This window comes from Nesterenkonia alba DSM 19423, assembly GCF_000421745.1.
GTDB lineage: Bacteria > Actinomycetota > Actinomycetes > Actinomycetales > Micrococcaceae > Nesterenkonia > Nesterenkonia alba.
On the sequence record NZ_ATXP01000007.1, the window covers coordinates 127,047 to 139,967 of the forward strand.

Annotated in this window: 8 protein-coding genes; 1 reads left to right on the forward strand and 7 read right to left on the reverse strand. The window is 65.2% G+C overall.

The window, feature by feature from the left end; genetic code table 11:
* Window positions 1-4 precede the first annotated feature (4 nt).
* The 6 genes from H578_RS0107160 to H578_RS0107185 all read right to left on the reverse strand — a co-directional run bounded on the left by H578_RS0107160 (window position 5) and on the right by H578_RS0107185 (window position 11,204).
* Window positions 5-1,567 carry an alpha-N-arabinofuranosidase gene (locus H578_RS0107160; protein WP_022873013.1) on the reverse strand — a complete coding sequence of 521 codons (1,563 nt, stop codon included), beginning with the start codon at window positions 1,565-1,567 and terminating at the stop codon, window positions 5-7.
* Window positions 1,568-1,671: 104 nt separating this feature from the next.
* Window positions 1,672-3,978: a beta-galactosidase gene (locus H578_RS0107165; protein WP_022873014.1), complete on the reverse strand. Its 2,307-nt coding sequence runs from the start codon at window positions 3,976-3,978 to the stop codon at window positions 1,672-1,674.
* A gap of 277 nt (window positions 3,979-4,255) precedes the next feature.
* Entirely contained in the window at window positions 4,256-5,572 is a 1,317-nt protein-coding gene (locus H578_RS0107170) for an ABC transporter substrate-binding protein (protein ID WP_028464041.1), read from the reverse strand.
* Window positions 5,573-5,841: 269 nt separating this feature from the next.
* Window positions 5,842-7,203 (reverse strand): sulfatase family protein, encoded by a 1,362-nt coding sequence (locus H578_RS0107175; RefSeq protein WP_022873016.1) that lies wholly within the window; start codon window positions 7,201-7,203, stop codon window positions 5,842-5,844.
* A 52-nt stretch (window positions 7,204-7,255) separates the two neighbouring features.
* The gene (locus tag H578_RS0107180; RefSeq protein ID WP_022873017.1) at window positions 7,256-9,904 is read right to left on the reverse strand and encodes a glycosyl hydrolase; all 2,649 of its coding nucleotides are present in this window, start codon (window positions 9,902-9,904) and stop codon (window positions 7,256-7,258) included.
* Window positions 9,897-11,204 carry an ABC transporter substrate-binding protein gene (locus tag H578_RS0107185; protein WP_022873018.1) on the reverse strand — a complete coding sequence of 436 codons (1,308 nt, stop codon included), beginning with the start codon at window positions 11,202-11,204 and terminating at the stop codon, window positions 9,897-9,899. Before H578_RS0107185 ends, H578_RS0107180 begins: the two co-directional genes overlap by 8 nt.
* A gap of 217 nt (window positions 11,205-11,421) precedes the next feature.
* Between H578_RS0107185 and H578_RS13975 the strand changes: the two genes are divergently transcribed.
* Window positions 11,422-12,354 (forward strand): formylglycine-generating enzyme family protein, encoded by a 933-nt coding sequence (locus H578_RS13975; RefSeq protein ID WP_084710053.1) that lies wholly within the window; start codon window positions 11,422-11,424, stop codon window positions 12,352-12,354.
* A gap of 135 nt (window positions 12,355-12,489) precedes the next feature.
* Here H578_RS13975 and H578_RS16425 read toward each other — a convergent pair.
* Window positions 12,490-12,921: hypothetical protein (locus tag H578_RS16425; RefSeq protein WP_022873020.1), on the reverse strand; the 432-nt coding region annotated here is incomplete at its 5' end.

Sequence of the window (12,921 nt, forward strand, 5' to 3'; positions counted from 1 at the left end):
AGCGTCAGCGGGTACTGCTCACCTCCGGGGTGGGGTCGAGTTCGGCGGTGAGACTCACGTAGCTGGCTGCCGGTAGCCGCAGCGTGAGGACGGTGCCGTAGGGCCCGGAGTGGAGACTGGCGCCGTCGTAGGCTGTGGGTGTGACCGCATCGGGGGTTTCGGCGGTGTTGTGCGCGGTGACGTCGTCGCCGACCAGAATCCGTCCGGTGAGTCCTGTGAGCGGTGCCCCGCGCAGGTGTAGTTCCACGGTCTGGGCGGTATCCGGGTCCAGGTTCGCTGCGGTGAGGGTGAGCCGGTTCTCCTTGGTGGAGGCAGTGACACAGACGGTGGCGACCTGCTCACCGTCGACCTCGCGGGTGCGGGCGGTATCGGACCGCCACCGGACATCGAGCCGTTGGGCGTCGTGGTGGCCGGTGCTCATCTCGAAGACGTGGTAGCTGGGGGTGAGGATCAGCTGCGCCCCCTCGGTGAGCATCATGGCTTGCAGCACGTTGACGGTCTGGGCGATGTTAGCCAGCCGTAGCCGCTCGGCGTAGTCATGGAAGGCTTCAAAGTGCACGGCGGCGACCAGCGCGTCACGCATGGTGTTCTGCTGGTATAGGAAGCCGGGGTTGGTACCGTCTTCGACGTTCCACCACGTACCCCATTCATCCAGGACCAGACCGAGCTTGCGGGTGGGGTCATAGGCGTCCATCACCGCACTGTGTCCGGCGAGCAGTTCACGCACCTGGTGGGCTTTGCGGATGGTGGTCCAGTGTTCGTTGCGCGTGAATTCGGTGGCGTGGCCTTTGTCCGCCCAGGTGCCGGCGATGGTGTAGTAGTGGAAGGAGATCCCCTGGTAGATATCGGAGGGCTCGGTGTCGCCTAAGCCGGTGGTGACGTGGCGCATGAGGGTCTCGGTCCACGCGTAGTCACCATCGGAGGCTCCGGCGGCCACACGGTAAAGCTGGTTGTCGCCGTGGTTGCGGGCGTAGGTGGCGTGCTGGCGCGCCACGGCCACGTACTGTTCAGCGGTCATGTTCCCCCCACAGCCCCAGGGCTCGTTGCCGATGCCGAAGAACGTCACCTTCCATGGGTCACTGCGGCCGTGCTGGGAGCGCAGGGCGGACATGGGCGCATCGTCGCCGCGGGTGAGGTACTCAACCCATTCGCTGGTCTCACGCACGGTGCCGGAGCCCACATTGGCTGAAATATAGGGTTCAGTGTCCAACAGTTCGCACAGCCGCATGAACTCGTGGGTGCCGAAGTGATTGTTTTCTACGACGTCGCCCCAGTGGGTGTTGACCATTCGGGGCCGCTGTTCGCGGGGCCCGATGCCGTCCATCCAGTGGTACTCATCAGCGAAGCAACCACCCGGCCACCGCAGGTTGGGGATCTGCAGCTTCCGCAGAGCCTCGACGACGTCGGCACGGATACCGTCCACGTGGGGGATCTCGGAATCCTCGCCGACCCAAAAACCTTCGTAGACGCACCGGCCGAGGTGTTCGGCGAAGTGACCGTAGAGATGGCGACTAATCGTAGGACCAGGCACATCGACGTCGACGACGGCGCTCAAGGGCGTGGACACGAAGGGAAACCTCTTATCTATAGCGTGCGTCACATTAATGTATCGTTACAGTAGTGGTGTGCATCACACGTGTCAAGAGGGCGGAGGTTGCGCGCTTGCCGGGCTCAGACGCCGACTGTGCGCTCCACGCGGATGAGGTCGGCAGCACGCAGATGCACCCCAGCCGGGGTATCCCGCACCGCGGGGTCCACCCAGACCCCCAGGTCCGGGTCCCATGGCAGCAGTTCCAACCGCAACCCATGCTCGGCCACCTGCTGCTGCACATCGGTGAGGTCGATATCCCAGACCCGGCCGTGCCAAAAGTGATCGCTGATGAGCCGATCACCCACCCATGCGCGGCCGACATCGAAACTGGCCTCCACCCGTAGGAGCAGACGGTGTGCACCCCCGAATGCCTCTGGTGGGATCTCCGGGCAGAACACCGCAGCACCGGAGTAGTCGTCCGGGGCGGTGAGCCGATCCGCCGGTCCACCAGTCCGCGGCACACCGGCCGTAGCCTCGGGGTGCAGGTCGCTGAGCACCCGGCTGTCCTTGCGCTGACTGAGCCGAACCACCTCCCCGGTCTGCGGATCCAGGTACACCGGGTCCGCAGAGAAGTGCAGCCGACGCTGCTGGCCCTCCCCCAGGACGTAAAGACGGTCCGCAGTGGCCTCATCGAGCAGGATCACCTCGACCCCGGGCAGCTGAATCCGGCACTGGGCACCGGGCTCCCCGCCGACGTGGACCACCGTGACCTCCACACCGTCGTGTTCGGTGTGCACTCCGCGGGCACATCCGCCCACCGGCACGTGCCCGGTGAGCACCAGCTCAGGTGGGATGCCAGCAGTGGCACAGAGCACGACGACGTCGCGCCCGGGGTCTCCGGTCTGCCCACCTCCTGGGGTGCCTGCCTGCCTGGCGCGGCGCGAGAGCCGGGTGACGACCTGGCACGTGGCTGAGCGCAGCACGAGATCATCGGTGAGTCGATATCGCAGCGGCCAGGTGAACCACGTACCCGCGGGGATGTCCACCGCCCGGCTCGGTACGGTGACTGTCTCGCCGTCGTCGAAAGTCACCGCGAACTGCACCCCCTGCTGGGGCGGCAGTCCGACCCGCGCGGGCTGGTACGTGCTTGCGAAGAGCCACCCGCTGTATCCATCACTGCGGACCGCCCACCGGGGCTCACCGGGTGCACCACTGCCGCCCCCTACGGTGGTGGTCATGGTCGCCAACCGGCTTCCCTCCGCCTGGAGCCAGAGGTGCTGGCGGCGCAGCAGGTGATAGTGCTCGCGGATCTGACCGTGCTCCCCGATGGGCGCGGCGAAGTCGTAGCTGCGCTGCGGCACATCATTGGGGTAGCCGGTGGCCTGACTCTCCTGATCCCCGCCAAGGACTTCCCGCTGAGTTCCCCCGGCGTACATGTAGTAGCCCTGCCAGGCTGACCCGCTGCCGATCTTGAGGGCAGCCAGGGCGGCGATGTCACGGCCGGTGACCCGGGGCCGGCGGTGGTAGGCCACATGCATACCCCCGCCCATCTCGCAGGTAATAAATGGGGTGGGTGAGGTTCGCACCGCAGCCTCGCTGGCGTCGTCGTCGGCCCCTAAGGCTGCCCGCACGTCGGCGCCGGTGCCGAGATCGTCGCGGGTCTCGTCGAACTGGTAGTGCGGGGCGGCGAAGTGCGGCCAGTCGGTCTGAGCATCGGCCCAGAAGCCGTCGGCATAGGCGGAGTAGACCGGCAGCAGTGTCTCCGGCACCTGCGCACCGCCCCATCCGGTGGCGGTCCACAACGGAACCTCAAGGCCGAGCTCCTCAGCCATCCGGCGCAGGGTGGTCAGGTGCTCGGGCTGATCGTAGAGTTCGTTCTCTACCTGGGCGCCGATGATCGGGCCACCCTCGGCGTGGGTCAGCCCGCGTAGCTGGGCGATAGTTTCCCGGTAGAGTGCCCGCACGCGCTCCAGGTAGGCGGGGTCATCGGTACGCAGGGCCACCGTGTGCTCCTGTGCCCAGTCGATGAGCCAGTCGGGGAATCCGCCGTGCCGCGCTTCCCCGTGGGACCAGGGTCCCAGCCGCACGATGACGTCTAAACCGTGGGCGGCGGCCGCTTCGATGAAGCCCCGCAGGTCGAGGTTGTCTGTCCACTGGAACGTCCCAGGGCTGGGCTCGTGGTGGCGCCAGAAGACGTAGCAGGCCACCGAGGTCAGCCCACCGGCGCGGGCGAGACCGAGAGTCTCGTTCCACCGGTGCCGCGGAAGCCGGGAGTAATGGATCTCCCCAGTGATGGGGAACCACGGTGTCCCGCCGCGTTCCACGTAACGGCTGGTGACCTCGATACTCTCCGCCGGGTCAGAGGTCCCGGTGACGCGCAGGCGCCCACGCTGTACGGGACCGGGTGGCTGGATCCGCAGGTGGTGTGTCTCTGCGCTGGGCACCATCTCTCCTTGTGTCGTCTCGCTGGTTTCGTGTACTCACCGGACACGCCCGACGACGCCGGCGCATCCCTGGCACCCATCGATTGGCTGGTGACCCACCTCACTTTATCCATATATATGCTGCTGGTATATCTACCCACTGGTGCACCCACCGGCACCACCAGCATCACAGGCACCACAAGCGCCACAGGCACAGGCACCGCAGGCACACCACGGGCCGGCCTCCCCTGGGGGAAGACCGGCCCGGTCGGTGGTGCGTCGTGTCACCCGCTGTGGCGGATTACTGCAGTTCGCCCTCCATCTCCGGGATCATCTGGGCGGCAGCTTCTTCCGGAGTGAGGTTCTCGAAGAAGACCTCTTCCTCGTACCGGTAGAGGATGTCCTGCAGTGCGGAGAAGCCCAGAGACGGGATCGGCTCAGCGGGCTGGGCCTCGATCTCGGCTTCGATCTCTTCGATGAACTCAGCGGAGCGCTGATCGGCGGCTTCCACGTCCTGGAGCACGTACTCACGGACTTCGTTGTTCGCCGGCAGGCCACGATCCATCCCGTTGAAGTCGGCTGCTTCCTCCGAGTTGACGAACCAGTCGATGAACTCGATGACTTCTTCGGGGTGGTCGGTGTCCGCCGAGGCTGACATCAGCATCGAGGACTTGTACCACATGCCGTTCTCCTCCGGGTTGCCGCTCTGGCTGGGGAAGCGCAGCAGCTCCAGCTCCACACCGGAGGCCGAGGTCAGCGCCGGCAGCTGGTTGGTCCACCAGGGAGCCATGGCCACCTGACCGGTACCGGTTAAGGACTGATCCGGTCCAGCACTCTGGTTTTCGGAGAGTTCGGAGGCCGTCGGCATGCCGTCGCCGACCATGTCGAGGTAGTACTGGAAGTACTCGGCAGCGTCGTCTTCATCGAAGCCGAGTTCCCCGTCCTCGGTGGTGAAGTGCTGGCCCTGCTGACGCAACCACACCTGGAATCCACCGGGCTCATTGGGGTCATTGGTCCCGAAGGCAGAGTCATGGTTGGCACTGATCTCAGAGGCGATCTCAGCGAAATCGTCCCAGGTCCAGCTGGTGTCGTCGGGGATCTCAACCCCGGCTTCATCGAAGATCTCCGGGTTGATGACCATCGCTAGGGCGTTAATCCCGGTGGTGATACCGAACAGCCCTTCCTCGGTACGCCCGTTGTCCACCGAGTCCTCGTCGAACTGGGAGACGTCAACGTCGGAGAGGTCCAGCAGGGAGCCGCGGTCGGCGTATTCACGCAGGTACTTATCGTCCATCTGGATGATGTCCGGAGCGTCACCACCGGCGGACTGGGTGGCCAACTGGTCCCAGTAGCCGCCCCAGTCGGTGTATTGGCCTTCAACTTCGATGTGGTCGTGGGTCTCATTGAAGACCTCGATGGCCTCCAGGGTCGCCTCGTGGCGGGCGTCAGAACCCCACCACAAGAAGCTGAGCTCGACGACCTCCTGAGGCTCGTCGCCATTGCCGTTGCCGTTGTCGCCTCCGGCGTCCCCGTCGGCGTCGCCACCGCAGGCCGAGAGCGCCAGTGCTCCGACCATTCCTGCAGCGAGCAGCTTCGAATAGTGCTTGACGTGCTTCATAGTTGTCCTCTTCACGTGAGACAGCAGTGCAAGGTGCGTACCTACCCCAGTGATACACATCCTTGTGATACATCTCACTGAGGCGTTTAGGTGAAGAAAGACTATGGTTGTGATGCGCCTCACGTCAACGGAGAAAGCGCTTTCCACTGTGCTGTGTTGACATGCTTAGATACACCCGCAGAATCACAGAACCCTTCCTATGACTCTGCGCGCATCATGCTGCGGCCGGCCCACACGCTGGACTCAGCCGCGCCAACTCACTCCGTCCGTCAGTGGCGAGCCTCCTCCGCACTCACCCGCAACTGGGAGGCACCGGTGTCTTGTTCGGCGGGTCGGATCGCCACAGGCATCGGCTCTCCGGCGTGCTCCATCCACCACAGCAGCTTCTCGCGCAGCACCGCCCGCACCTCTTCGTGAGCGGGGGAACCGGCAAGATTGCGCAGTTCGTAGGGGTCGGCTTTGAGGTCGTAGAGGTAGGTTTCCACGTAACTGTCCGAATGCGGCTGAGCCAACGGGTCGGCGTCGGGGTCTTGAATCCCGTATTTCCACCGCCGCGTCCGGATACCACGGGCCAGCTCGGACTCACTGACCTGGATAAACGCCTCGTCCTTCCAGTCAGCCTCATAGTGGGTCAGCAACCCCCGCAACGAGCGGCCCTGGTAAGACTCCGGAACATTGATTCCGGCCAGATCCACCAGAGTCGGCGGCAGGTCCACCGTGGAGACAACCTCTTTGACATAGCGCCCCTGCGGCACACCGGGCCCGGTCAGCACCAGCGGCACACGGGCCGAGGCGTCATGCACGGAACGCTTGTACTCACTGTTGCGGGTCTTGAAGTGGCTGCCGTGGTCGGACGTGAAGGCCACCACGGTGTCCTCGTCTAACCCCAGGCTCTTGATCGCCTCACGGATGCGGCCATAGGCCTCGTCGAGCCGCTTGATCATCCCGTAGTACCCGTCGATGTGCTGATACGCGGTACCCCGCAGTGCGGCAAGGTCCGGTGGCATCCACGCACCGGTGTAGCGACCCTCGTAGGCCTCCGGACCGGGGTAGTCATCCCGGTGGTTCTGGTGGTGGGGTTCCAGGAAAGAGAGGAACAGGAAGAACGGCTCGTCGTCTTCGCTGCGGTCATCGATATAGCGGATCGCCGCATCGGTCAGGGCATCGACCCGGTAGCCAGGCAGTGTGACCTCCTGCTCGTCACCGTCCCATAACGACGTCGCATAGGCGTCTGAGGTGTGCTCCAAACCGTTGGCAGCCAACCAGTAGTCGTATCCACCGCGCTGTTCGGGCCGGACCGGGCCCTTGATGCTCGGCTCAGCGAGGTGCCACTTGCCGATGTAGCCGGTCTGGTACCCCGCAGAGGAGAACACCCGGGCCAGGGAATCGGCCTCTTCACCCAAGGCGATGCCATTGCGCCACACCCCCGTGGAGGTGGCGAAACGCCCGGTCTGCAGACTGGCCCGCGCCGGGGTGCAGACCGGCTGCGGGGTGACGGCGACGTCGAAGAACGCTCCGTCCCGCGCGGCCCGGTCAAGGTTGGGGGTCAGCCCCTCGGGGTTACCCGCAACCCCGGTGGAGTCCCACCGCTGCTGATCGGTGAAAAAGACGACGACGTTCGGCCGGCCCACCTGGTTGTCCTCTCTACTGTCTACTGGTCTTCCTCCAGCGATCGGTGATCGCTTAAGAGTGTTCGGTCATCGTGATGGTCACCTGCGGGGAGCGATGCACTCCGGAAGCCACCCCGTCGGCGGCTGCGGAGAGGCTCTGCATCCGGAACCGCCGCCCGAACTGGGCTTCAGTGCGCTCCACCAGCCCAGCGAGCGAATCGTCCGCAGCGAGTTTCAGGCTGGTGACATTGGCCACCAGCAGGCGCAGCTGGTGCCGGCTGCCCGGAGTGACCGCCTCGGTGAGGTCCACGCGGTAGGGCGGTTTCCACAGGGTACCGACCCGCCGCCCGTCGACTTCGACCACTGCAGCGGTCTCCACCGGGGCGCGCAGTCCGGCGCGGTAGGAATTGCCGAACCGCCCCGGTTCGGGCTGGCGCGCCTGGGTGGGCCAGCCCGGCCCGAAGTCCAGTTCCACGCGTTGCGCCGCAGCGGGGATGGTGATCTCTCGAGTGTAGATCCCCTGCCCGGCGTAGCCCTGACGGTCTTCGTGCTGCTCCCACAGATGCGGCAGGGTCACGGTCTTCGCCTGCGCTGCAGCGGTGTCGGCAAAACGGAACTGCCAGTCATCGAGTGTCCATACCTCGCCCGGGGTGGCACTCGAGACATGCGCTTCAGGGGGGCTGGCGTCGTCGTGCTCGGTCTCAGCGCGCTCAGCATCGTGCTCTATGAGCACTACCGACTCGTAGGGCTCTAAGTGCAGGCGAACCTCGGCCGTGTGCCGCCACACCCCACGGACATTCCCGGTCTCCGGATCCCACTGCTCCACGGTGCTGCGCGGACTGGGGAAGACGACGTCGACCTCGGCCGGCGCGTTCGCCGTGTTGACCACCAGGTGTGCCTGCATGTCCCCGATGACCCGGGAGGTGGCAGCCACGGCCTGGTTGCTGCCGCCGATGCCCTGCAGCCGCAACCGCGCGGGGGTGAAGCGGACTACTTCGGAGACATCGTGGACCGGTGTGCCGATACCCGCGCTGCCCCCGAGATCCAGCACCGTGCCACCGCGGCTGTGCACCTGTTGGAGCCAGGCCCGGGTTGTCTCCGGCAGCCGCGAGGTCCACGGCAACACGATGACCGGGTACCGGTCGGGATCCACAGTGGTGACGGCGTCGTCGTCGATGAGCGTGTAGTCCAGCCCCGCAGTACGCAGCACGCTCGGCAGTTCTTGACCGATGTACAGGCGGGTCTCACGGTAGAGGTCGATCCGACCCTCGGCACGGAATCGCGTGGCGTAGATGTCCTGGGCCGGAATGTAGAGCCCGACGTCGACGGCTCGCCTGCCCTGCCGCAGCAGCCAGGAGAGCCGGTGCAAGGTACCCCAGAGCACTCCGGCGGCATCCCACCAGGCGTTGCGGGAGTCCAAAGCCCCGGAGGCGTAGAAGATACGACCAATCTCCCGGGGGTTCTCCGGCCGGGGGGATGCAGGCCAACCGTGCCCGATGAGCTGATTGATGCCGGCCAGGAAGTGCTCCTGGGCTTCGCCGAGCAGGTCCAAGGGGGTGGAGCGGAAAGACGGCGAGTGCGTCCAGGTCCAGCATTCGCTGGAGACCACCGGGGTGCCGTAGATCTCCGCGGCCGAGCTGGCCCAGCGGCAGGCGGTGACCAGGTTCCACCCCCAGTGTTCGCCCTCGAATCCGTCGGCGTGCCGGTAGGAGCTGACCGAGGCGGGCGGCTCCCCGTAGGCTTGAATACGGAACCGCAGCCCCTTGGATCGGGCCCAGTCGCCCATGGTTTTGATGAACTGCTCGTCGAGCAGTTCGGTCAGGGTGCGGTAGTAGTCGGCGCGCACTGTGGCGCTGTCCGGGCTCTGGTGAGCATCTAGGGAGTCGTGCCGCAGCTTCCACAGGTGAGGTACGACGTCGTACCCTCGCCGGGTGCGGAATTCCTCCGGAAGCTGCGGGGTCCAGTCGGCCTCGTAGACCTCCAAGGAGTCGCAGAAGACGGTACCGATCCGGTGGGCTCCTGCGGCGGCGACCAGCGGCTCGGCCACCGCCTCGATGTGCCGGCGAGTGGCAACTGCCGAGTAATGGTCCAGGGCGAGACCCTCGGCGCCGTGGGCGGCACGTTTGAGGCTCTGCCGGGTCAGCCGGGAGACCGCGATGAGTACCGCCCGTGGGCCTCGGCCTTCGGGGATGAGGATCTCTGCCCCGGTGACCTCCAGTGGCTCGAAGTGCTCCGGGGTTTCATGGGTGGTGCCGTCCCCGATGTAGGCGGCAATCATCGTATCGCCGTCCCACAACGGGCCGGGGGCCAGCCGGTGAGCGGCCAGGGGGACTTCCTCGTAGAGCCAGGCAATCTTGCGTGACCCGGTCTCGGCGTCGATGTGTGGTCCCCCGTAGGGCCACCCGGAGCCCAGGGTGATGTCAAAGCGCATCCCACGGGCCTCGGCGGCCTCGGCCGCGTAGCCCAGGGTGGCCAGATGCTCCTCCGAGAGGAACGCCGCGCTTGTCTCCCCCAGGGGGTAGACGAAGGCGACCTCCACTCCGCCGATGCCCGCAGCGACCATGTCATCGAGGTCGCGCACGAGGTCGGCACGGTCCACGTCGGGACCGAACCACCACCACCGCATCATCGGGCGCGCACCCTTGTCCGGGGTGGCGAACCCGGTGCGCAGCGTCTCGAGGCTCAGCGGGGCATCAGCGGAGTGAACAGTGGAATTAGCCAACGGCGTTTTCCATCTCCGGGTACATCTGCTCGGCGGCTTCCTCCGGGGTCAATCGCTCGAAGAAGAGCTCTTCCTGGTACCGCTCGAGGATGTCACCGAGGGTGGCCTGGCCGCTGGCGGGGACCGGCTCTGGCGGGCCGAGCTCGTCCTCGATTTCGGTGAGGAACTCAGCCGAGGCGCGGTTCATGTCATCCATTTCTTCCATCAGCTGCGGGCGGATCTCCGTGTTGGCGGAGAGGCCACGGTCGGCCATGTTGATCCGGGCGGCTTCAATGTCATTGACGAAGAAGTCCAGGAAGGTCACGACCTCCTCCGGGTGCTCAGTGTGCGCGTTGGCCGAGACCATCCCGGTGTTGTACCACTGCATGGCGTCTTCGACGTTGCCGGTGGGGCTGGGCAGGCGCAGCAGCACCATGTCCTCTCCGTTGGCGTCAGAGATACCGCCCAGCAGGTTGGTCAGTGACATCGCCATAGCGGCCCCGCCGGTGGAGATGAGGTTCTGGTCGGCTCCTGCGGCGGCGTCTTCGACCATCACCGCGTTCGGTGGGTAGGTGCCGTTTTCGTAGAGTTCCAGCTGCCATTCGAGGTAGGCCTGGGCTTCGTCCTGGCTGAAGCCGAGTTCACCGTCTTCGGTGGTCAGTGCGCTGTCATTCTGTCGCATCCACATCTGCATCATGCGCAGCCCGTCGGGTCCGGCAGAGCCGTAGACGTCGTCGAGGTTCTCGCTGATTTCCTGGGCAATCTCGCTGTAGTCGTCCCAGGTCCAGGTGGTGTCATCGGGCAGTTCGACGCCGGCTTCCTCGAACAGCCGCGGGTTGGCCACAATCGCCGGGGCGGTCACCCCGGAGGCCAGACCGTAGTAGGCGTCATCGATGGTCCCGGAGGCGATGATTTCATCGGGGATGTGGGTCAGGTCCACATCGGAGAGGTCCAGCAGGGAGCCCTGTTCGGCGTACTCACGGATGTTGGGCGCATCCATCTGGAAGATGTCCGGGCCGTCACCGGCGGCCAACTGGGTGTTGAGCTGATCCCAGAAACCACCCCAGTCGGAGTATTCGATGTTGACGGTGATGTGCGGATACTCCTCCTCGAAGACCTCGATGATCTCCTCGGTGTTCTGCACGCGGGCATCGGAGCCCCAGAAGGAGAAGCGCAGTTCGACTTCTTCCTGGGCTTCCTCTCCGTTGCCGCCGTTCTCGCCGCCATTACCATTGCCGTTACCGCAGCCGGCCAGGGCCACCGCGAGCGTGAGTCCCGCGGCGGTGAGCGCAGTCCGGGTGCGGGCTGGTGAACGTGTCATGATCTCCTCCTGGTCAGACCGCACACTGAAGCGGTCAATTGCCCTTTACCCTAAGTGACCCACGTCACCAATTCAATGAATCGATTCAATTCGATGGTGCGGATTCCGTGGGATGACATACCGCTGCGGTATCACCCCTGCTCCACGCCGTGTGATGGTGACAAAGGGATGTGAAACCGGGGCGTGGCGGCGTCATACTCCGTAAGCTGGCGGAACTATGGCTTCTGATGATGCACCTCGGCAGCCTATGCCGATCAACCTCTCCCGCCGGTCCGCACCTCCGGCCGGGGAGAGTACACAGACGCCCGACGCCGCCACCTTGCGTCAGCGGGCGGGCCTCGAGTTGTTGGAGATCCCCTCAGGTGAGTTCCGTTGTGGCTCGGATTCCCCTCTGGCCAGTGATGAGGACGGTGAACGGCCGAGTCGTCAGGCGTACGTGGAGGCTTTCCGTATCGCCTCCACCAGTGTGACGAATGCCCAGTTTCGGCGGTTCATCGAGGCCACGGGGTACCGCACGGAGGCGGAGGAGTTCGGGTGGAGTTTTGTGTTCCACCTGTTCGCTGAGGGGCTTGATGACTCACTCATCAAGGGAACGGCTGCCGGGACTCCGTGGTGGCTCGGCGTTGAAGGTGCTTACTGGGCGGCGCCGGAGGGGCCCGGCTCACATCTGCGTGATCGGGAGGATCATCCGGTGGTGCACGTCTCCTATGCTGATGCGCTGGCCTACTGCCGGTGGTCGGGCACCCGCCTTCCCACGGAAACCGAGTGGGAGTTCGCCGCCCGCGGGGGGCTGGAGGGTGCACTGTATCCGTGGGGGGATGAGTTCACCCCGGGCGGGGAGCATCGCTGCAATATTTGGCAGGGCGAGTTCCCCTCCAGCAATACTGCCGAGGACGGTTACGTGGGCACCGCCCCGGTGCGGGCCTATCAGCCCAATGGCTACGGGCTGTTCAATCCGTGCGGGAATGTGTGGGAGTGGACGGCGACCTCTTGGGAGTCATCCACAGTGGATCTGCGTGTGATCCGCGGGGGCTCCTACCTGTGTCACGATTCCTATTGCAGCCGCTATCGGGTCTCGGCGCGGACCTGCAACACGGCAGATTCCTCCACCGGCAATACCGGGTTCCGGGTAGCCGCCGACGCCGACTGAATCTCCTCTTTAGGCGACTGAATCTCCTCTTCAGCGGCCCGTCGCCTCTCTGCTCGTTCTGGAGGGTTCTGTACTCCTCTCCCCTCTAGGGTTCTGCACTCCCCTCCGCCTGGGGGTTCTGTACTTCTCTCCCCTCTAGGGGCCGATGTAGTTGTTGTGTTCGTCGTAGAGGTGGGCCCAGATTCGGGGTGGTTGGTCGTCTTCGGTGAGGGTGACTGGTCCGTTGCAGCCGAAGGCTTCTGGGGTGGTGTTGGTGCAGGGTCCAGAGACCAGGGCGTGGCGGCGTCGCCAGATATCGGCTTGGCCTGGGGTGGCTTCCACGGTGGCGACCCCTGGGATGGGGGTCCAGGGGCCGTGGTTGATCCGGTATTCGCCGGTGAAGGTGACTTCTAGGCTGACGGTGTAGACACCGGTCTGGGAATAGATGTGGGAGGTGGGGGTGGGGATGTCCATGGGGTTTTCCCCTGGTGGCAGGCTGGCAGCATGATCGCTGTAGTCACCTCCGGGGGTGTGGGTGGTGGCGGTAGTCCCGTCTCCGTAGTCGAAGTGGTAGGTGGTGGGGATCGC

Excerpts from the sequence above, each read along its gene's own strand:
- H578_RS0107165 (WP_022873014.1), bottom strand. The coding sequence starts at position 3,978 with ATGGTGCCCAGCGCAGAGACACACCACCTGCGGATCCAGCCACCCGGT.
- H578_RS0107170 (WP_028464041.1), bottom strand. The coding sequence starts at position 5,572 with ATGAAGCACGTCAAGCACTATTCGAAGCTGCTCGCTGCAGGAATGGTC.
- H578_RS0107185 (WP_022873018.1), bottom strand. The coding sequence starts at position 11,204 with ATGACACGTTCACCAGCCCGCACCCGGACTGCGCTCACCGCCGCGGGA.
- H578_RS13975 (WP_084710053.1), top strand. The coding sequence starts at position 11,422 with ATGGCTTCTGATGATGCACCTCGGCAGCCTATGCCGATCAACCTCTCC.